Genomic DNA, 20,629 nt, shown 5'->3' on the forward strand with positions numbered 1-20,629 from the left:
CTCAAGTCTCCTTTGGTTGGTGAATGATGGGGTCGGACCAGCGGGTCAGGCCCGGATGCGCCGGATTCTCGTCCGGGCAGCGCTCGTGCGGGACGGCAGTCTTGGCCCGCAGGTTGCAGCCGCACAGGCCACAGGTTTTGGTGCTTCTGACCACAGCTGCTGTCATCTTGTGCAATGGGCCGGGGGCACTGTCGCGCTGGTGCGGGCATTGCATGCAAGCCTCCCAGCGGCGGGCGCGGGTCTCGTCATCCACATTGCGCAATCCGTTGCGCAACCACGTCAGGGCAGACCGGCCAAGACTGTGGTCCGCGTGGCCGGAACCGTCAGCGTCGCGGTCATCCCGCCCTTTACGGCCAAAGTGGTCGAGCACCGACACAGGAGCCGCCGGAGGATTGGCCAGCAGGTGACGTAACGCTTCGGGTGATTGCCGGACCGCCATCAGCTTTTGGGCGAACCAGTGGCTGGTCATCACAGCGGCAAGCGCGCGGTCGCTGACGGGCGCGTCCAGACCAAGCTGGGCTTGCAGACGGGCGTGCAATTCGTCGCGGCTGCCATGGCCGAGGGTTTCGATCAGATCCATCACCCGGCAATCCCGTAGAATGATCGCATATATTTCATGATGTCCTCCTTGTAATCGGCTGATTTTGTAACCAAATCCGCGCCCCAGACCGGGTTCTGGGACAGCTGCGCCAAAAGCGCGTCGGCCGCGACGCTGACTTGTGCCATCGGGTTTGGTGCGGTGGGGTTGATCGGCAGTTCGGCGATCATGATCGCGTTTGACTGCACGCTTTCTTCGTCAGGGCGGCGCACGTTCGGCGTCAGCGACTGGCCCGCATTCTGGGTCGTCGGCGGCGTGCGGTTGACATAGGTGACGCGGTGCATGACCCGCCACACTTCGTTGGGATTTGTCAGGGCTTGCCGCAGCGACAGCGCGTCTGGATCGAACTTGCCGGCGTAGTCGCCCTGCCCCATCAACCAGTCCCGGTCGACAATCCCGTCCTTGAAGTTTTCGAAATTGCGCTTGCTGGGTGCGCGGTAAAAGCTCATGAACCGGTACGACCGCACCTTGCCGGGCGATTGTTTGCGGCTATAGACCAGTTCGCCCTCTTCGTCCTGCTCGACCAGCCCGATGTAACGCTGGTCACCGTTCAGATCGACCTGTAGCGAGAAAAGCGCGGAATCGTGGTCCGCCTTCTGTGCCATGGTCGTGATCGTGGTGCCGAACATCGCATCAAGGTTGAAGATCGGACCGGGCGACATGGAAAATTCGGTGAAAATTCCGGCCTGCGCGGTCATGGAGAAAGAGCCGCCGCTGGTTTCTTCGCGCAGCGCCATGAATTGCTGCTGTTCGGAATAGAGGCCACCATCGGCGGTCCACACATAGGTGTTGACCATGCTGCGCCGCGCCATTTTCGCGCGCCAGCTGTCGATGCTGAGCGACGCCTTGTCCTTGACCCCGATCAGCGCATTGACCAGACTTTGCCCGCTGTCCGCGATATCGGTGGCATCAGGGTCCAGGACGTCGACGCGCTGCCCCAGTTCCGCCGCGTTGAAGTTTTCGAAATACGCCTGCCGCTGCTTTTGCTCGCGGTCGATGGTCGCTTTGATGGCATATGCTTCAAGTGGTTTGAAGTAACTGGATTTTTCACCGGGTTGGAGGTTCGGATAGGCGATGTCCGGTTCGAACCCGATCCAGCCGTCCAGCGTGCCATTCTTGACGTATTGATCGTCGATCTTGAACATGAGTATGTTCATGTCTTCGGGGATGTCAGGATTGGCTTGCGCCGTATATCCGACCAAGGCCCCGCTGCCTTCAAGGCGCATGGCGAACAGGTCGGCCGTGGCCGAGCGGACCAGCGCATAGCCGATGTTGTCAGGATAAAAGATATCGCCGACGCCCGCATCGATCGCATAGCTGTTGGGATACCAGCCACCCCGCGATTCAAGGTATTTCTGCGCGATGACGCTTAATTCCTCGGTCGCCAGTCCTTCGCCGGTGACGTCGATCTGCGAATTGCTTTGCACGGCCAGTCCGCCAGACCCGGCGACGGAATAGGTTTTGGCCTGGACACCAAGGCCGACGCTGAATTCGGAATCCGCGCCGAACCCGATCTGCATGTTCACATCGGTGGTGGTCCCGACCGTGCGCGAGGCCGTATAGCTGTAGGATTTTGTGTTGGTTTCATCAAGAAAGATGGTCGATGCGCCGATATAGGACAGCGGATCGCCCGGATAAAGCTTGAGGTTTTCCGCAGGAAGCGGCGGCGCACCCTCGATGTAGCCGATCAACGTCGGATCGACCTGCACCTGTCCCACGAATTGCAGGATCAGGTCGCCCAGCTGAAAATCACCGCCTTGCACGAGCAGGCCGCTATCCGCATCGATCATTGCGAGGCTTTGCATCAGGCTGGCATAAAGTTCACCGCGCGCATCGCGCCGGGTCGCACCATATTGTCCCGCCGCGCCTGCGTAGCAGGATTTGATGTTCTGCGGCTTGGCCACGTCGCCTGCCGCACTGCGCACTTGCGGCGGCTCCAGTCCGACCGGCACCTCGGAGACGATCCACGTGATATCGTCACCGCTGCCGATCCATTGGCCGGTGTTGCCGTTGCCGGTCTGGTCAGCGATCAGGCAGTCGGACCCTTCGTCAAAGCCCCAGAAGGCCGCCAGCTTTGGCTCTTTTCCCGTCAGCAGAGTATGCATCGGACCGCGAATTTGCGCGCCGCTGCGCTGCGACGCCCAGACCCGCAATTGCGATATCTGGCCGGTGAAAAAGCGGCTGAACGTATCTTTCAGGGCAAAGGCACCGATCGTTGCCTGCGCATCGCCATATCCGCCGGCTGGCAGACTGCCGGCAACGCTGCCGCATGCGACACCGTTGATCAAGAAACGCCACCCGGCCATGAAATCCGCCACGACCCACATGGCGTCCACGATCGTCTCGGTCAGATCGATACGGCCATCAAGGATACGCGCGTTGTTGTCGCTTTTCCGGTCAAAGACGACGCCGCCCCTGCCAGCATCGAAATCCCAGGCCGACACGAGCCCGCGTGCGTTCGACGGAATCTCGCGGCGCATGAAATAGTCGATCTGCCAGTTCATCTGGCCGACATTCCACAACCGCGACATCGAGATGACACCTTGCAGGTAATTCGTGAAATAGCCCGCGCCAAGCGTGACCCGCGCGTCTGACAGCGCGATCGGATCAGTGACGCGGTCAAAGGCTTCCATCTTGCCATCGACAAAAATCTTGTGCGCGAAGGCCCCCTTGTCGATCCGCAGGAAATTACCGCCTTCGAGCACCCCGTTTGCGGTGCCCGCCACATCCATGACGGTCGTGCCGAACAGGTCGTTGAATTTCCAATACCCCACCAACCCACGTTCGGTGCTGGCAAGCGGCTGAAGGATCTTTTGACGGATTTCGTCCAGATCAAGCCCGCGGTTCCAGAGGCTGACTTCGTTGATCGCGCCGATAAAGGTGTTCTGCTGGGTAAAACCACCCACCGTGTAATTGTAACTGGTGGCGCCGACGACCTGCGCACGCCCGTCCTGCGGCATAGCCATGCGCGGATAGACCTGCGCGTTGCTTTGTGGTTCTGGCACGCCGTCGATAACCAGCGAAATGCCACGTGTCGCGTCATAAGCGGCCGCGATATGCACCCAGTCGTCACGACGCAACGCGCTGCTGGCGCTGATCGTGAATTGTTGCCCGCCGTGGGCCGCAGCGAACCCGACGACGCCGTTGACGATCTGTAGGTTGAATAAAAGCTCGCGCTCCGCATCCACAGAGATGAAAAGGGTCTGTTGGGTCCCGTTGTCCTGGGCCGCCCGTCTGACCCACATCATGACCGTCACGCCATCCTTGGGTGGGCTGTCGACCTCGGGCAGTTTGACATAATCACCCTGATCAAAGGCGATGGCGACCTCGCGGGTATAGGCGACGTCATAGACGCCACTGACATGATGCCATTTGCCAATGTCCAGCACGCTTTGTGAGGTGACACTGCGCAGGACGGAGCCGGTCTGGGTTGCCTGCTCCACGCTGAATTCAAGTTTACCGTCCGGATTGACCGCCAAGATCCAGCTGGTGCCGTTGTTGGGCTCGGTCTTGGCCAGAACAATCTGCTTGCCGCCAAGGCCGTCAAGCTTGATCCAGCTTTCCAACGTCACGGCATCGGTCGTCTTGGTGTTTTCGTTGGCACCGGCGTCCAGATACCGCTGCCCCCCCAACTGGATACCGAACTGGGTCCGGAAGGAGGCCGCAAGATGGGTCCAGCCCGCCCCCATCGGGATGGCGGTGTCAGCAACGTTCACGATGCTGCCCTTACCGGCATAGGGCACGCCGTTGCGCAGACCAAGAAGATAGCTGACCGTGCTGTCCGGCGTCTGGCCGGGTTTGTGGAACGCAAAGAGCGTTTGCTCGTCGCTTGCGGGGTTGGCGACAGGCGCAAGCCAGCCCTCGATGGTGACGTCGCCATCAAGAACCAGAGATCCCGCATAATCGTCCATCGCGGCGGTCGGCACGATCTGTACCAGTTGCCCGAGATCGCCCATGTCGATGCCCAGTTCCGGCGGATAGGGCAGCCAGCGCATCCCGGCACCCGCGCGCAGGCGCACGGGCGGTTTCGCCGTGCTGACAATCTGCACAAGCGCGACTTCCCCATTCGAGGGCAAAGGCCCGGTTATCACCGAAAAAACAGAGCTTCCGCTGCCTTCCGTGGGCGGCGGTCGATCCTGACCGTCACCCGCAGTGATCATGACCTTGGTGTAATCATAGACCGGACCTTCGGCTTCTTCCTGTGCCGGATCATCGGTTTTTTGCTGCGCGCGGCCGTTCAGGACCTTTGCGAAATCGACAAGGTCCGCAGGAACGGCCGGCCAGACCTCCTTGTAGCCTGTGTAGCTTTGCAAGGTGACCTGACAGGTCGCGTTCTTTTGCGGCTTGATGGCGATCAGCGTCTTGGTCGGATCCGGATTGCCCATCGCGGACCCCGCAACGCGGGCGGCGAAACGCAGATAGCCCGTTTCCGCGTCACCGCTGACAGCAGTGGCAAGCCACGGCACGCCATAGCTTGCGCGCGCCACGATCGGCGAATATTGCGCCGCCATCGCCGCCCCGGTCGCCTTGTCGCTGAAATAGACATGGATCAGGGAATCCCCGCCTTCGTGCAGGCAGACCCGCGCAGTCGTGGCGACATATCCGACGAGACCGGAACAGACGGTCAGACCGTTGGCGTCGAAAAGAACCGGTTTACCCGTGATCGTCACCGGCGCCGTGGACGAAACCCATTTCGCGCCGCGCAATGTGCCATCGGCGGCGGCCCCTGTCGCGGCGGCATTGGCCAGTGTGGTGAAACGCGTCGCATCGTCGGGTTCGTTGCAGGGCCATAGCCCGACTAGATCGCCCCAATCGGGGTCATCCGGCCCCGGCACCCGGTTCATCCCGGACAGGACCTGCGCCTGATCTCGGGCCGTCTTCCAAAGCCGCAGCGCACAGATGTCGCCGGTGAAACCTTGCGAACCACCCAAGGTCAGCCCTGTCGCGGGCGGATCGACGCGGCTGCCGGTCACGCCGTTGGCCGCACTGAACACCTGTCCGTTGACCACAAGAGACGCCTTCGTGCCATCCCAGACGGCCGCCAGATACGTCCAATCCGTTACGCTGAGCGCGCCATCCGCTGCGACCACCACGCCACCCGGACCAAAAAGATAAGGCACGCCACCCTCTAGCCCAAGCGTGAAGGGAACATCGGCATCATCGGCGCTGGCGACAACCTGAACCCAGTCATCGGCGAGCGTGGTGGGCTTGATCCACGCGGCGATGGTCATCGTCGCGCCGGTCGCGATGGCGGGAAACGCGACCCGGGCGGCAATCGAGGGATCAAGCCGAAGCGCGGATTGCAGCACGGCATCCTGCGCGACCGGGATCGCATCCCCCACTCCCGTCAGCCGGCCATCACGGCCGATCCCGAAATCGACAAATGCCAGTTGGCTGTCAGGGCCGACCGGAACGGCCAACAAGGCGCGGATCTCACGTTTTTGCAGCGTGACCTTGCCGTATTCATCTTCCTGCCATTCCTGCTGATCATAGCGGATCAGATCGGCAGGCGCCTGAAGCGAGAGCGCGCTTTGCGCCTTGTCGTGCAAGGCAAAGACCGCGCTTGGCGAAATGACGCCCGTGTCGGGGTCCAGGCAATCCTCAAGATCAAAGCCGCCATCGGCGCTGCGCAGGATCGAATAGCCGGTCAAACTGTCACTGCCGGTATGCTGGACGAAGAATTGCCAGCGGGTCTGACCCGTCAATTCGGTCGGCAGGATGGCCACCGTAAACCGGCCCGCCATGACATCGCTGAGAAAGCTCAGTTCGACCGTCGGTTCAAGGAACAGCCGGTCATTCATGTCCTTGTGGCCGAACGTGTCCTTGCGATCGACCGGGATGTCCGCCTTGCGGCTGCGGCGATAACGGACTTGGGTCGCATTCACGATCTGGCCTGTCAGGCCATCGTAAACAAACTTGTCACAATAGATTGTCCCGGTCGGCGCAGCGCGGAACACATAGATAAAGGCATTGTCGCTGACCACGCAGAAATCCGCATCGGCCAGTGGGACGCTTTGCGCCATCCGCACGGTCAGAACTTCGCGCCCGACGGTGTACACCTCGTTGGGAAACGTGATGCGGACCGGGTCGCGCCAGGACGAATCCGTTGATGGGTTATCACTCATCGTGGAATGGGCTGAATAGAAAATCGCCGGATCAGCCGGATCGCTGACATCCATGAAGAACGTGATTGCCACCCCAGTGAAATCGATTGTCTTGGTGTATTTGCGGCTCATCGTGATTTCGCTACGAAACGCAGCCCTCTTCCTGACCATGCAGTTGCGGTCCGACGCCGGCTTTCATGAAACCATCGCGGACCTTGACCACCAATCGACAGGACCGTCGCAATCACTGCGCAAAAAAATCGCGGGGATTGTCGCAAGAAAAACGCAAAAGGGACGGATCTGCGCTTCTTGCGCAAAGTTTATGTCGCAGGCACGACTGAACGGAAAACGGGCGCCGAGGCGCCCGCGTTCAATGCCGGTCGATGATATGTGGATCAGCCTGGATAGGCAGGAAGCGGCGTCAGACCAAGGCTGTTTTCCCACTGCGAGAGCGTCATGTCGGTCAAGTCCGCCGGAACATGACCAGCCGGAATCGCAGCCGGCGGAAGCGTGACATAAGGCGCACAGGCAAGAGCGCATCCAACAATGCCATGCGGGATCGTCAGTTGCTTGGACCCAATGTAGATACTTTGATAGGCAACGCCCTGATCCTGGCCACACCGCAGGATCGACAGGGCGATGTTGCGTTCAAGCTGCTCGAGGGGCTGTTCGCCCGTTGCTTCTGTGTCCGACGCATCTTCGATGAACAGATTGGCCGTCGTGCTGCGGTCTTCGGCGATCGCAAGGGCCAGCGCACACCAGACCGTCGTGGATTTGGTTGGATTGACCGTGCGCGATTTGTTGGCGCAGACAACCATGGCCCCAGGCAACGGGTTGAACCGGCGCTGATCGCGGCTGCCGAACAGCCGATAGGCGGCATCCAAAAGCGGCGTCAGCGGCAGGATCGGCACAGGCTGGCCGTCATGGCGCGGCAAGGTCATCTTCGGCAGGATCAGCCCCCCGGCAAGACCATCATGACGGGCCAGATCGTGACCCCACACTGCACCGTTCACCCCGCAGAACGACGACGCGGTCAGCATGTTGATCTGCCCGATATAAGCGTCTTCGCATTCCGCCCGGTCATAAGAAACGATGCCGTCCAGCCCGTCATCCATATCCGCCTGCACCGTGCCGATCGAAAGCTTGAGCGCCGCGATATAGCCATAGCCAGCGGCCGGCGGATTCATGTAGCCGGCACAATTATTGGGAAATGGGCCAATCGCGTTGTTCACGACGTCCTTGATGTTCATGCGTTTCGACCTTTTGGTGTGGATCGATGGGTCGCGGCACGCGACCCATCAGGCAAGATATTTGGTGAGACGCGGTCAGTTCGGCGATCTGAGCGTGACGTGAGCCGACACAAGCGCGCCCGGATCGGCCCGGTCTGCATGCCCGTCGGCAAATGTCACCAAGATGGTTCCGTGATCCACATCGGCCCGATAGAACGGTCTGTCCATGCCAGAACTGCGATGTTGCCTGAACGCATCTGGCGCAATGCCAAACAATGCGCTGACATCCCCCAATGTGGTGGTCTCATGCGCGTACCGCGCCGCGTCACGTTGGACATATCCTTGTGCAAGAAGGGTCTTTGTCGGCGGAACCGTACCCTGCCCGGTGCTTTTTGTTGGGGATCCGTGCGATTTGGTCATGTCCAGGGTCCCCGGTATTGTCAGGATGTTGCGCTGGGTAAACCGCACCTCGGTCATCGGATCACTGATCGTATGCGGGCAACAATCGTGGTAATAGGCGTTCGACAGGGCCATGCGCAGGTTGGCCTCGGTTTGCCAGCTTGCACCCATCCCGGAATAATGCCCGGTGCCCAGCATGTCCTTGCCCATGTACATACAATTAAGGCCCATCCAGAACCCGTTCGGTGCCAGCGTGGCGTAATCGTCCTTGTTGTGGAAATACAGGTAGTCACCCGGAATCGGTGGATCCTGCAAAGAGGCAGCCTGCATGTAGAGCGTGGCAGGGTTAGGTGTTTTGCCGATCCGCCAAGGGCCGACATACATGGTGCCGAATTTTGCGGCCATCGTATCGAACCGTGCGGCACCCAACCCGTTCAGCAGCCCCCAGTAGACACACAGCTGAACCGCACCGGCGCATTCCCCCCGAAACGGAAAGATCGCCCCCTCGGCCGGTTGCATCACCGCGCTGGGGACCGTGCCGTCGACCTGCTGCCATTCGGCATCCCAGTCATCCTGTGGATTCATGAACGCCCAGAACGCAGAGACGCGGCTTGGCCCGGTGGTTCCGATCCGGGTTTTCAATCCGATATCCGGGTTGAAATAGTCGCAATCATTCGCGCCGATGTTCAGGTCGGCCATGGCCGCGATGGCCGCGAGACGAAACAGGATATTGTCCAGCAATCCCGTGATATCGCCAAACTGCAACTCGACCGAGGACGCCTGCATCGCCGCGATCATTTCCTGTACCAGCGGACGATCAAGTGCGGCGCCAACAGCAGACGGAGCCACCTCTTTCAACGATGTCAGCACGATCGCAGGATCTGTCAGAGGCGCGCCGTCAACGACGAGCCCCTTCATAGCGGCCTTGTCGAGAGCCATTTCGGTTCCTCCTTGAAATATATGGACTATTGGCAACAATATCACATCATGACACGCGCCGGACCTTGTGCTGTCGCCCTTCCTGTCACGGCTGAGAAATCTGTACCGCGGTCCCATAAAAAAATCGCAAAAGATGTTATGCCCCTGTAGAGTGTGGGCAGAGAACCTATCACAACTTTAAGATTGGGGCCTTCTTTGGCAGGCGAATCAAGTCAAGCCGTGCTTCGATTGTCCATTTTAGGTGGTTTTGCGCTGGGGCCGCGAAATGGCCCGGACATCACATTGCCAACCCGGAAATCATGGGCACTGCTCGGGTTCGTCGCGCAGAATGCCACCAAAGTCGTATCGCGCGAAGAGGTGGCGGCCCTTTTGTGGCCCAACAGCGGCGAAGAACAGTCCCGAGCCAGCCTGCGACAAGAGTTGTCGGTCATCCGAAGGGCATTGGCACCGTTAGGTGTCGACCCGGTTCATGCGACCAAGGAAAGCCTGCAATTCAACGACCACGAAATCGCGGTGGACAGCCTTGCTTTTCTTAGCGCGGCGCGCACCGACCCGCGACTGGCCACGCAAGCCTATACCGGACCACTTTTGGCCGGTTTGCGAACGCCCTCCGCCCCGTTCGAGGATTGGCTCAACATGGAGCGGATCCGGCTGCAGGACACCGCGCTGACCTGTGCGAACAAGGTTCTGGAGGAACAGATCGCGCAGGACGACGCGCCATCCATCATCGCGGCGGCCAATGCCGTTCTGGCGATCGACCCCACAGTCGAAGAGGCGCATCGTGCGCTGATGTCGGGGCTGTTCCGGTCCGGCCGACGGGCAGAGGCGCTGCGGCAATTCGAGCGTTGCACGACAGCGTTGAGCCGCGATCTTGATTTGGCGCCATCCGCCGAGACACGCAAACTGGCGGAATACATTCGCAATGCCACAAAGTCCGGCGCGAAAGTACCACCGCCGGCTGTGCTGCCGGCCCGCGCGACCCAACAAAAACGGCATGTCACCGTCACCGTGATTGGCGCACGACCGATTGGAACGGACAACGACGACATCGAAGGGTTCGCCGGTCGCATGGACAGCCTGCATGCTGCCTTGGACGCGATCCTGACCCGCCACGGGGGGCGGATCGTTCAGCGCGTGAATGACCGTATCTTCGCCGTTTTCGGCTATCCGAAGGCCTCGGAATACGATCTGGACCGGGCCATTCGCGCCTGTCTGGATGCCCGCGCGACGATCATGGCGTCGGGTGACACGCCGGCAGCAATGCACGCGGAACAGGACATCCGCTGTGGCATCGCGCAAGGCGAGGTACTGATCGGGGCCGATACGGCAGCCCCATCGCCGAGTCACAAGGTGACTGGCCCGCCGATGGGCCGGGCGCTGGAACTTCAGGCGGCGGCCAATGCGGGCGATATCCTGATCGCGACCGAAGCAGCAGCGCTGGCCGCGACGGGGTTCGTTCTGGAAGACGTCCCAGCTGGTGCCGGCCTTCCGGCGCGGCGCGTACTTCGTGCGCGGAATTTCCAAAATCGGTTCGACACCAGCCTCGCGGACAAGACGCTGTCCGAGTTCGTATCAAGAGAGTCCGAGCTGACCGCGCTGTGCGACGCGTGGTATCGCACCAAAGGCGGTGCAACAACGGTCGCCCTGATTTCCGGTGATCCGGGTGTCGGCAAGTCCCGCCTGCTGTACGAAACGCTGAACAGGATCGGCGGGCACACGTCGAATACGACCCGGATCAACGGATCGCCTCATCACATGGAAACGGCATGGGGCCCGTTTCTGGCCTGCCTGCGACAAGTGCTGCGGCTGGATGACCATGACAACCCCGAAACGCGGCGTGATGCAGTCGCCCGGTGGTGGGCGACAACCGCCGACCCCGCGCCTGAACAGGACCATCTCGGCCATATTCTTGGTGATCTGCTTGTCCCCGCGCGCGCGTATCGCCACAAGGCCTCTCCAGAGCCGGATCAGCGGACCATCCATGACGCCATCGTCGAGGCGCTCATGCGACAGGCATCAACCCGGCCCAAGCTGTTCATCCTCGAAGACCTCCACTGGTTCGATCCCTCCAGCCAAGATACGTGGCGCCACCTGCTTGCCCGGCTGACCGACACCTCGGCCTTTGTGCTGATGTCCCATCGGGACGGGGCAGCCTTGAACGATCGCGCCATTCCCGGCCTGATGCGGATCGAACTGGCGCCGCTGTCCAAACATCACGCCATGCGCCTTGCCAAATCCATCGAGCAGGCGACGCTGCCCGCCAAGGTAATCGAGGACACGGTGCGCAGGTCGTCCGGTATTCCACTTTATGTCGAAGAACTTGTTCAATCGACTTACGGACGGAACGCGGTGCCCGACAGTTTGCACGCGTCCTTGATGGCGCGCATCGACCGCCACCCGGAATGTCGTGACATCCTGCAAAAGGCGTCAGCGATCGGGATGACATTCGGATTCGCGCTGCTCAAGCAGACGCTTGATATCGACGACGCCGAGCTGGAACAAAAGCTGCGGCAACTCCAGGCGTCGCAACTGATTTTTCGTGTCGGGCTTCCACCCTATGCGCATTATGAATTCAAGCACGTCCTATTACAGGAAATGGTCTATGACACGATGCTGCGCGCGGACCGGCAGCGCTGTCATCTGCAGATCGCGCACCAGCTTGACCGGCCGCACCACCATGACCTGACGGTGTCACCTGAAATCATTGCACGACACTTTGAACTGGGCGGGGAAACGGACAAGGCCCTTGAATTTTTCGAACGGGCCGGTCGTCACGCCGCTAGCATATCAGCCCATAGCGAAGCGGCAGAGCATTTCCGCAAGGCCATGTCACTCGCCGCGGGCGCGGACCCGGCAGTCAGGCAGCGGCTGCTCTTGCAACTGGGGGCGCAATTGCTTGCGACAAACGGGTTCGCCGCAGACGAAGTGTCGCGGGTCTACGACGGCGTTCAAGAACTAGGCAACACGGATGCATTGAAGGTCGATGTTCTGCAACTCTTGTGGGGACGCTGGAGCCATTGCATCGTGCGGGCCGAAGTGTCCAAGGCCGATGCCATCGCCGACCAATTCGATCTTCATGCCCAGCGCGAGAAAGCCGGGGTCGCGTCTGCCGCATCGCATTATATCGCAGGCGTTTCGTCATATTACAAAGGGGCGATCCGAAATGCGATCGACAGCCTGCGCGCCGCACAACAACAGACCAATGCATTCGATGCGCAAGATCAGGTGCGCCGTTTCGGCCTGGATCTGTCCGTTGCCAGCCACGCCTATCTTTGCTGGGCGCTGACGCTCGCCGGGCGACACAGCGATGCAGATGACGCAGCGCAGATCGCGGTCCAGTCATCGGAAGAATGCCGGCACGAATTCACCAAGGCATTCGCCATGGTGTTCGTGGCGCGCATGCACGCGCTCAAGCGCGATTTCGAAGCGACGCGACAGCATGCCTTGGCAGCATTGCACCTGTCCGAAGGTCAGGGGTTCGCGCAATGGCAGGCGCAGGCACAGATGCTGCTGGGGCGCGCGCTTGATCAACTCGGAGACGGCAACGGTCTGCCGTTGATCCAGCGCGGATTGAGCGGATATCTGGCAACCGGCGCACAGCTTGCGCGCCCGATCGGCCTGTCATGGCTGGCAGATTGCGCGCAGGCTGGCGGCGATTTCAGTCAGGCACAGGACCTCATCGAAAGGGCGACGACATTTTGCCATGAGAGGCAAGTGCATTACTACCTGCCGGAACTGGCGCGGATGAAAATCAAGATATCTGCCAGCGCCGACGGAATTTCTGATCACATCGTCGAAACCGAACTGAGCCGCATCATCACCCTGACCCGTGAAAAGGGCAATTTGATCGTGGCGCATAGGGCGGCGCGCGATCTTGCCGCGCTCTATACGCGCCAAGGGCGGCCTGAGGCTGCCAAGAATTTACTGATCAGCATCTGATATCGCCGGACCTTGCGTCAGACCGCGGCACCCGCGCTTGGCAGTCAGATTGATGCTGTGTCGCAAAAAGGGAAATAGCCCGCGCGCACTGGCAGGTCATCCAGCGCCGTAGAGGTGGACACCGGCAAGGCGTCGCAGGACAGGCACCCTTTGAGGCATCTCGACAATCCGCAAAAAGCGCGATGCCCGGATGACAGCCTTGGATCGCGATGCAGACCCAGCGTCGGAACGGCAACCGCCGGAAATCTGTGCGTGAAAAGGGAAGTTGTATAGTAGCGATCGGATGTTGAGACGCGCTTCATCCGCAGGCCCGGACCGAAAAACTGGTACCGGACAGCGTTTTCGTTTTGGACAGCGTCGAACAGAAATGAGGGCGGCGAATATGTCATCTTGCGATGCGCCGCTGACCGATCCTGTCAGTCAGCAGCAAATGCGCTAGCTTTGGAAAAACTGCTTTGTGTCTCGTGTCGCCGCAAACGAACGGCGACTGGCGACTTATCGATGCAGGTTCAGGTCATCGCGGTCAGCGAATGTTACCGTCCCCGGCGAGGCAGGATCATTACTTGATCTTGCCTTCCTTGTATTCGACATGCTTGCGCACAACGGGATCGTATTTCTTGATCGCCATTTTTTCGGTCATCGTGCGTGCGTTTTTCTTGGTCACATAGAAATGCCCGGTCCCCGCGGTGGAGTTCAGGCGGATCTTGATCGTGGTTGGCTTCGCCATGTTCACTTCTCCGGCTTCGCGGGGCTGGGCCCACGGTGATATGATTGAAGCTGCCTTTTACCGCGAAGCAGGGCCGAGTCAACCGCAAAGGGCGGATTTGCAGCGCGAAACTGGCGGTGTCCGCCGCATCCCACAGGGCGGGGCAAGCCCCGGCCGATGTCACCCGGCATTGTATCGCGCCGGTGCGGCGGGTAGTGTGCCCATGCATGATGACCCATCAGCATCGGTCACACGAGGAAAGACGCCACCATGAGTGTATTTCGCGCCATCTACACGTCGCAGCCCTTTGGCTATGACGAAGCCATCCTCAGCAGCATCCTGATGCAGGCGCGCAAGGCGAATGCGCGTGACGACATCACCGGGGCGCTGATCTGCCGGGCGGATATCTATCTGCAATGGCTCGAAGGCCCCGAAGACAAGGTGCGTGACGCGATCCGCAGGATCAGCCGCGACGACCGCCATCTCGATGTGCAGCTCCTTGTCGCCGAACCAGCGGAGGCCCGCGTCTTTGGCGATTGGGCCATGCTGCACGATCCGGCGAAGACATGGATCTGGTCGCAGGCCGAAATCGCCGATGGCGCATTGGACCGGGCGACGCCGGAGGAGATCACGGGTTTCTTCCTGCATCTAGCCGAGGCCAGCGACGCCGAACCTTCCGGCACCTGATCCGACGACAGCGTCATCCGCCGCGCTGTCCGTCGCAAAACGCCACAGATGCGGCGTTGCAGCGAAGGCAATCCACCCCGTCCTGTGACCAACCTGATGTAAAGGGTTTTTCGCGCGAAAGGGTGCCGCATGATCAAGGTTCTGTCAGGCGTCTGGGCGCTTTTGCTGGGCATCGTGCTGATCATGCTGGGCAACGGGATGCATTTCACCCTGATCGGCCTGCGCGGCGGGATCGAAGGATTTTCGCCCGCGGCGCTCGCGATCGTGACCTCCGGCTATTTCATGGGCTTTCTATCGGGGGCACGCCTGACGCCGCTGCTGATCCGCCGGGTCGGGCATGTGCGCGTCTTTGCTGCTCTTGGCAGCTTCATGTCCGCAGGGCTGATCGCCTTTCCGTTGCTGGCGGATCCGTGGTTCTGGACCATCCTGCGGATCGTCATCGGGTTCTGCATGTCGGGCATCTATGTCGCCGCTGAAAGCTGGCTGAACAACGCCGCCACGAACGACACACGCGGCAAGCTTTTGTCAGCCTATATGATTGCACAGACATTGGGTATCATCGGGGCGCAAGGTCTGCTGACATTGGGCGATGCGGGCACATCGGTCCTGTTCATCGCGGCGTCTATTCTGGTGTCCGTCTCCTTTGCGCCGATCCTGCTGTCGGTTGCCCCCGCCCCCGCAATCGCGGTGGCGCGCCCGATGCCGTTGCGCGCGCTTTTCAGCGGCTCGCCGCTGGGAACGGTCGGCATTTTCCTGCTGGGCAGCGTCTATGCGACCCAATCGGGGATGGGTGCGGTTTTCGGAACGCAGATCGGGCTGACGGCAAACGAGATCGCTTTGTTCATCGCGATGCTGTTCGCGGGGGCCTTGGTTCTGCAATACCCGATCGGCTGGCTGTCGGATCAAATGGACCGCCGCAAGCTGATCTTCGGCGCCGCCGCCCTTGGCGCGGCATCCTGCACCATCGGCTGGATGACAGGCGGCGGGCTCATACCGCTGATCGCTGCGGCGTTTTTTGCAGGCGGGGTGACGACGCCGCTTTACGCCTTGTTTCTGGCCTATACGAACGATTCGCTTGCGGCCGAGGATATGCCCGCAGCGTCAGGCGGGCTGGTGTTCACCTTCGGCCTTGGCGCGATCATCGGGCCGTTGGTCACCGGGTTCGCCATGGAGACGCTGGGTCCATACGCATTCTGGTTGGTCCTTGGCGTGACTTTCGCCGCGATCGCGGGCTATGCGCTCTACCGTATGACGCAAAGGGCGCCTGTCGCGGTGGACAAGACCGAAAGCTACCTTAACGTATTGCCAAGCAGTTCCACCGTCGCCGTCGAAGCCGCCGTGGAATGGGCAGAAGCAACAGCGCAATCAAAGTGACGTCCGACGGACCTGACACATGACACAGACGCAATCCGATCTTGCCATCCACAGGCTGCGCCCTGGTGACGATGCACGTTTCGACGCGATGCTCGACCTTTTCGCAGAGGCGTTCGATGATCCTGACAACTATGCGGCCGCGCGCCCCGGGCAGGCCTATCGGAACGATCTTCTGGCGCGCGGTGATGTCGTGGCACTGGTGGCGGTGACGGGGGCGGATGTCGTTGGCGCGCTCGTGGCCTACGAATTGCGCAAGTTCGAGCAGGAACGCAGCGAATTCTACATCTACGATCTGGCCGTCGCAGAAGCATGGCGGCGGTGCGGCATCGCGACAGCGATCATCACAGCGCTGAAAGAGATCGCCACAGCCCGTGGTGGTGCGGTCATCTATGTCCAGGCGGACCATGGCGACGACCCCGCCATTGCGCTTTATACCAAGCTTGGCACGCGCGAGGATGTGATGCATTTCGATTTGCCGCTGGACTGACGCAGGTTCCGTCACCCGCCTTGCCCCGACGACAGCGGGCGGGATGTGCTGGATCAGTCATCGCGCGCATTGACCGGCGCTCGGTTCCGGTCAGATCGTTTCAAGCCCGCAAATACGGGCAACCAGCTTTCTCGGCGCACCACCCAACCTTCGTAATCGGGACTGAACTGGTCAATCTCATCTAGGCTGCCCAGATGGATCTCGATCTCATTTTCGCTGCGCGCAAAGACGGATGACCCGCACTGCGGGCAGAAAAAGCGACCCTGATAGGACGCGGTGTCCCCGTCGATCTGCACAGCGCTTTGGTGAAAAATCGCCGCCGCGTAGAACAGCGCGCCGTGATGCTTGCGGCAGTCCAGACAATGGCAGATGCCGGCCCGCAGGGGCCGCCCCGTCGCGCTGAAACGCACCTTGCCGCACAGGCACCCGCCGGTGAAATGTTCCATATCACCTTGCTCCCCCAAATCTGTAGTCCGCAGAAAGAATGGCTGCACGTCGTCAGCAATCAAAGCTCAAAGTTGCGCGGATGGCCTGTAAGCCGGATTCTGTCCGGGTGGCGAACCACCCTGGATGACCATTCATCTGGAGCGCCTGTTGCCAGACGCCCTCTAGCTGCCAACCCGGACCGCTCGGGTTCAAGCCTCCCTGCGGCTGATATCCCTTGCAGGATCAACACCGCACGCGGTCCCTATTTGGCATTGCTCCCGGTGGGGCTTGCCTTGCCGCTCTGGTTGCCCATCGCGCGGTGGGCTCTTACCCCACCGTTTCACCTTTTCCCCCGTGTAGAGGGTAGTCTGTTCTCTGTGGCGCTTTCCCTGGGGTTGCCCCCGCCGGGCGTTACCCGGCACCGTGCTTTGTGGAGTCCGGACTTTCCTCGAACCCGGATCAAGTCCGGGACCGCAGCCATCCAACCATCCGCGCAAGCGCAGTTAGGCAGCCTGCCCGCCCGCGTCAACGGGGAAACGGCGGGCAAGGTCCGCGATCAGGCCTGCATCAGTGGCATCCAGCGGCCCTTGCGCCCAGGGGCGGAACCGCAGGCGGAAGATCTGCAGCAGCAGATCGGGGTCATCCGTGGCAGTATAGCCAAAGGTGCGCATGGCAGCGGCGAAACCTGCGGGGTCAGCCTGCCCCGCCTCCGGCCAGACCGACAGGCCCTGCAAGGCCAGCCTGCGCCAGTCAAAGCGCGGGCCGGGGTCGATCTTGCGGCCGGGGGCCATGTCGGAATGGCCGATGATCCGCTCTGGCGGCATATCCCAGCGCCGCATGATCCCGCGCAAAAGATCCTCCAGCGCGTCCATCAAGGGGGCGGCGAAGGGGCTTTTGCCGTCGTTGGCAAGCTCGATCCCGATGGAATGGCTGTTCACATCCGTGACCGCCCCCCAGCGCCCTGCCCCCGCATGCCAGGCGCGCAGGTCCTCGGGGACAAGCGACAGCACCGTGCCATCCTCGGCGATCAGGTAATGGGCGGACACCTGCGTGTCAGGGTTGCACAGCGTGTCGCAGGCGGCAGCAGCGCTGGCCATAGCGGTGTAATGGATCACCACCATATCAGTGCGCGCACCATCACGGCGCGGCCCGCAATTGGGGGATTTGCGTTCCGCGCGGATCAGTTGCGCACGGCCGCGCGGAAGGGTTCGGGGTCCCAGCCGCAGGCAAAGCCGTCCCCATCAGGGTCGATTCCCAGCCGGTCACGGTCCGGGCCGCCCCGCGCAAGGAAATCCCGCTGCGCGTCATCAGCCGTCGCATAGGCGGCGCAATTGCGCTGGAACCGCGCCTGACCGGACAACAGCGACCGGCTGTACCATTCCTGCCCGCGCGCATTGGGCGCGTTCAGCGCGTATTCGACGATATTCGGCCCGGTGCCTGTCGGGCGTTCCGGCAAGGGCTGCGGGGCGATCTGTTCCTGTGCGGCAATTGCCGCCTGACGGCGCTGCGCATCACTTTCGATGGTCTCGCGGCCCGACACGGCGTCAAAGTTCTGTTCGTCGGAAATGCCCGTATTGCTGCGCGCAAGCGGTGCCGGCACCGGCGTCATCGGCGGCTGCAAGGCAGGTTGCACCGGCGTGGCCGCCGGCTGTGCAGGCAGAGGTTGGCCAATCTGCGCCTGACCGATGCCCGCGGCCGCGAGTTCGCTGGCAGGGATGAAACCGCCAACCGGACCCACCGGGGCAGTCTGCACGGGTGGCGGTGGTGCAAAGGGATCGGGCGCACCGGCAAGCGCTGCCTCGCGGCGGGCGCGTTCGATCTCGAACATGGACCGGTCATCAAAGCCAACGCCACGCGGACGGTCGAATTCGCGCGGTGTGCAGGCAGCCAAGACAAGCGCACCAGCCAGTATCAAGATCCCTGTTTTCATTCCTTGCACACCCCTATCACCTGCAATCATCCGCTTGAAACTACCACCACTTCACTGGCTTGGCTACAAAGCCCGCAGCCGTTTCCAGCCGGTAGGCGATGTTCAACAATTCCGCCTCTTCCCACGGCTTGCCGATCAGTTGCAGACCAAGCGGAAGACCTTGCGCGTCGCGCCCGGTGGGCACCGCGATGCCGGGCAGACCGGCAAGGTTCACCGTCACGGTGAACACGTCGTTGAGATACATCTTGATCGGGTCGGCATCCGCCATTTCGCCGATGCCGAAGGCGGCCGATGGCGTCGCGGGCGTCAGGATCGCGTCAACACCGGCGGCGAAGGCGTCGTCAAAGTCGCGCTTGATCAGGGTCCGCACCTTGCGGGCGCGGTTGTAATAGGCGTCATAGAACCCCGCCGACAGCACATAGGTGCCGACCATGACACGGCGCTGCACCTCGGGGCCGAAGCCTTCGGCGCGGGTCTTTTCATACATCTGCGTGATGCCGTCGCCCGCCGCCAGTTTCGCGCGATGGCCGAAACGTACGCCATCATAGCGCGCAAGGTTCGACGAGGCTTCGGCGGGGGCGATGACGTAATAAGCGGGCAACGCATATTTTGTATGCGGCAGGCTGATATCGACGATCTTGGCACCGGCGTCGCGCAGCATCGCTGTGCCGTCTTCCCAGAGCTTTTCGATCTCGCCGGGCATGCCGTCCATACGGTATTCGCGCGGAATGCCGATGGTCTTGCCCTTGATGTCGCCGGTCAGGGCCGCCTCGAAATCGGGCACGGGCAGATCGGCGCTGGTGCTGTCCTTGGGGTCATGGCCGCACATCGCCTGCAACATGATGGCGCAATCGCGCACATCCTTGGTCATCGGCCCCGCCTGATCCAGCGACGAGGCGAACGCCACGATCCCCCAGCGCGACACGCGGCCATAGGTGGGTTTCAGGCCGGTGATACCGGTAAAGGCCGCAGGCTGGCGGATCGACCCGCCGGTATCGGTGCCTGTGGCGGCAAGGCAGAGATCAGCGGCAACAGCACTGGCCGAGCCGCCGGACGAGCCGCCGGGGGTCAGGTTCCGGTTGTCGACCTTCCACGGGTTGATCGCAGGGCCGTAGGTCGAGGTTTCATTGGACGAGCCCATGGCGAATTCGTCCATGTTCAGCTTGCCCAGCATCACGGCGCCTGCATCGAACAGCTTGCCGGTGACGGTCGATTCGTATTCCGGCTTGAAGCCTTGCAGGATGCCGGACGCGGCCTGCGACGGCACACCCTTGGTGCAGAACAGATCCTTGATGCCCAAGGGGATGCCGCACATCGCGGGCGCGTCGCCCGCCTTGATCCGCGCATCGGCGGCGCGCGCTTGCGCCAGTGCGATTTCGGGGGTCTTGTGGACGAAAGCGCCCAGCGCGTCCGCGCTGTCGATGGCGGTCAGGCAGGCCTGCGTGATCTCGGTGCTGGTGACGTCACCCTTGCGCAGCGCGTCGCGGGCGGCGGCAATCGTCAGTTTGGTCAGATCGGACATTATTCCACCACCTTCGGCACGGCAAAAAACCCTTCGCGCGCATCGGGCGCGTTTTTCAGCACGGCGGCCTGCTGGTTGCCGTCTGTGACCACATCGGCGCGGCGTTTCAGCCGCTGCGGGGTGACCGAAGTCATCGGCTCCACGCCGTCCACATCCACTTCGTTCAATTGTTCGATGAACCCGAGGATCGCGTTGAATTCGGCGGCGAGCGCCGGCAGCGCGTCCTCGGCGACCGCGATGCGGGCGAGCTTGGCCACGCGGCGGGCGGTTTCGGTATCAATCGACATGG

Annotated in this window: 14 protein-coding genes and 1 other RNA gene; 4 read left to right on the top strand and 11 right to left on the bottom strand. The window is 61.6% G+C overall.

From position 1 onward, the window contains the following. Position 1: 1 nt before the first annotated feature. The 4 genes from H147_RS0110720 to H147_RS0110735 all read right to left on the bottom strand — a co-directional run bounded on the left by H147_RS0110720 (position 2) and on the right by H147_RS0110735 (position 9,269). Positions 2-580, bottom strand: coding sequence for a hypothetical protein (locus tag H147_RS0110720; protein ID WP_019955370.1), 579 nt, complete (start codon positions 578-580; stop codon positions 2-4). After that, the gene (locus tag H147_RS0110725) at positions 580-6,834 is read right to left on the bottom strand and encodes a LamG-like jellyroll fold domain-containing protein (RefSeq protein ID WP_019955371.1); all 6,255 of its coding nucleotides are present in this window, start codon (positions 6,832-6,834) and stop codon (positions 580-582) included. Before H147_RS0110725 ends, H147_RS0110720 begins: the two co-directional genes overlap by 1 nt. A gap of 263 nt (positions 6,835-7,097) precedes the next feature. After that, a complete protein-coding gene (locus H147_RS0110730) occupies positions 7,098-7,952 on the bottom strand; it encodes a histidine decarboxylase, pyruvoyl type (protein ID WP_019955372.1) in 855 nt (284 codons plus the stop codon). Positions 7,953-8,027: 75 nt separating this feature from the next. Continuing rightward, the gene (locus H147_RS0110735; protein ID WP_019955373.1) at positions 8,028-9,269 is read right to left on the bottom strand and encodes a TGL-type protein-glutamine gamma-glutamyltransferase; all 1,242 of its coding nucleotides are present in this window, start codon (positions 9,267-9,269) and stop codon (positions 8,028-8,030) included. Between the two features lie 282 nt (positions 9,270-9,551). On the opposite strand from H147_RS0110735, the gene H147_RS0110740 reads away from it, so the two are divergent. Beyond that, a complete protein-coding gene (locus tag H147_RS0110740) occupies positions 9,552-13,208 on the top strand; it encodes an ATP-binding protein (RefSeq protein WP_162561663.1) in 3,657 nt (1,218 codons plus the stop codon). Between the two features lie 559 nt (positions 13,209-13,767). Here the strand turns inward: H147_RS0110740 and rpmG are convergent. Further along, the gene (rpmG, locus tag H147_RS0110745) at positions 13,768-13,935 is read right to left on the bottom strand and encodes a 50S ribosomal protein L33 (RefSeq protein ID WP_007204264.1); all 168 of its coding nucleotides are present in this window, start codon (positions 13,933-13,935) and stop codon (positions 13,768-13,770) included. A 249-nt stretch (positions 13,936-14,184) separates the two neighbouring features. On the opposite strand from rpmG, the gene H147_RS0110750 reads away from it, so the two are divergent. The 3 genes from H147_RS0110750 to H147_RS0110760 all read left to right on the top strand — a co-directional run bounded on the left by H147_RS0110750 (position 14,185) and on the right by H147_RS0110760 (position 16,462). After that, positions 14,185-14,601, top strand: a complete 417-nt coding sequence (locus H147_RS0110750; protein ID WP_019955376.1) for a BLUF domain-containing protein — start codon at positions 14,185-14,187, stop codon at positions 14,599-14,601. Positions 14,602-14,730: 129 nt separating this feature from the next. Next, positions 14,731-15,975: an MFS transporter gene (locus H147_RS0110755; RefSeq protein WP_019955377.1), complete on the top strand. Its 1,245-nt coding sequence runs from the start codon at positions 14,731-14,733 to the stop codon at positions 15,973-15,975. Positions 15,976-15,994: 19 nt separating this feature from the next. After that, entirely contained in the window at positions 15,995-16,462 is a 468-nt protein-coding gene (locus H147_RS0110760) for an AAC(3)-I family aminoglycoside N-acetyltransferase (RefSeq protein ID WP_019955378.1), read from the top strand. Positions 16,463-16,515: 53 nt separating this feature from the next. Here the strand turns inward: H147_RS0110760 and H147_RS0110765 are convergent, their stop codons facing one another. The 6 genes from H147_RS0110765 to gatC form a co-directional block, all read right to left on the bottom strand. Continuing rightward, positions 16,516-16,908: a GFA family protein gene (locus H147_RS0110765; RefSeq protein ID WP_019955379.1), complete on the bottom strand. Its 393-nt coding sequence runs from the start codon at positions 16,906-16,908 to the stop codon at positions 16,516-16,518. Positions 16,909-16,980: 72 nt separating this feature from the next. Continuing rightward, positions 16,981-17,381, bottom strand: an RNA gene (gene rnpB, locus H147_RS20355) — RNase P RNA component class A. Positions 17,382-17,391: 10 nt separating this feature from the next. Then, entirely contained in the window at positions 17,392-18,009 is a 618-nt protein-coding gene (locus H147_RS0110770) for an N-acetylmuramoyl-L-alanine amidase (protein ID WP_019955380.1), read from the bottom strand. A gap of 59 nt (positions 18,010-18,068) precedes the next feature. Beyond that, complete coding sequence (locus H147_RS0110775) at positions 18,069-18,818, bottom strand: hypothetical protein (RefSeq protein ID WP_019955381.1); 750 nt, start codon at positions 18,816-18,818, stop codon at positions 18,069-18,071. A gap of 40 nt (positions 18,819-18,858) precedes the next feature. Next, a complete protein-coding gene (gene gatA / locus H147_RS0110780) occupies positions 18,859-20,340 on the bottom strand; it encodes an Asp-tRNA(Asn)/Glu-tRNA(Gln) amidotransferase subunit GatA (protein ID WP_019955382.1) in 1,482 nt (493 codons plus the stop codon). Further along, positions 20,340-20,627 (bottom strand): Asp-tRNA(Asn)/Glu-tRNA(Gln) amidotransferase subunit GatC, encoded by a 288-nt coding sequence (gene gatC / locus H147_RS0110785; RefSeq protein ID WP_019955383.1) that lies wholly within the window; start codon positions 20,625-20,627, stop codon positions 20,340-20,342. The genes gatA and gatC overlap by 1 nt, the downstream gene beginning before the upstream one ends. Positions 20,628-20,629 lie beyond the last annotated feature (2 nt).

This window comes from Yoonia vestfoldensis DSM 16212 (assembly GCF_000382265.1).
Classification (GTDB): domain Bacteria; phylum Pseudomonadota; class Alphaproteobacteria; order Rhodobacterales; family Rhodobacteraceae; genus Yoonia; species Yoonia vestfoldensis.

Bases quoted from the DNA above. Each gene is read 5' to 3' on its own strand.
- H147_RS0110720 (WP_019955370.1), bottom strand. From the start codon at position 580: ATGGATCTGATCGAAACCCTCGGCCATGGCAGCCGCGACGAATTGCAC.
- H147_RS0110725 (WP_019955371.1), bottom strand. From the start codon at position 6,834: ATGAGCCGCAAATACACCAAGACAATCGATTTCACTGGGGTGGCAATC.
- H147_RS0110730 (WP_019955372.1), bottom strand. From the start codon at position 7,952: ATGAACATCAAGGACGTCGTGAACAACGCGATTGGCCCATTTCCCAAT.
- H147_RS0110735 (WP_019955373.1), bottom strand. From the start codon at position 9,269: ATGGCTCTCGACAAGGCCGCTATGAAGGGGCTCGTCGTTGACGGCGCG.
- rpmG (WP_007204264.1), bottom strand. From the start codon at position 13,935: ATGGCGAAGCCAACCACGATCAAGATCCGCCTGAACTCCACCGCGGGG.
- H147_RS0110750 (WP_019955376.1), top strand. From the start codon at position 14,185: ATGAGTGTATTTCGCGCCATCTACACGTCGCAGCCCTTTGGCTATGAC.
- H147_RS0110755 (WP_019955377.1), top strand. From the start codon at position 14,731: ATGATCAAGGTTCTGTCAGGCGTCTGGGCGCTTTTGCTGGGCATCGTG.
- H147_RS0110760 (WP_019955378.1), top strand. From the start codon at position 15,995: ATGACACAGACGCAATCCGATCTTGCCATCCACAGGCTGCGCCCTGGT.
- H147_RS0110765 (WP_019955379.1), bottom strand. From the start codon at position 16,908: ATGGAACATTTCACCGGCGGGTGCCTGTGCGGCAAGGTGCGTTTCAGC.
- H147_RS0110770 (WP_019955380.1), bottom strand. From the start codon at position 18,009: ATGGTGGTGATCCATTACACCGCTATGGCCAGCGCTGCTGCCGCCTGC.
- H147_RS0110775 (WP_019955381.1), bottom strand. From the start codon at position 18,818: ATGAAAACAGGGATCTTGATACTGGCTGGTGCGCTTGTCTTGGCTGCC.
- gatA (WP_019955382.1), bottom strand. From the start codon at position 20,340: ATGTCCGATCTGACCAAACTGACGATTGCCGCCGCCCGCGACGCGCTG.
- gatC (WP_019955383.1), bottom strand. From the start codon at position 20,627: ATGTCGATTGATACCGAAACCGCCCGCCGCGTGGCCAAGCTCGCCCGC.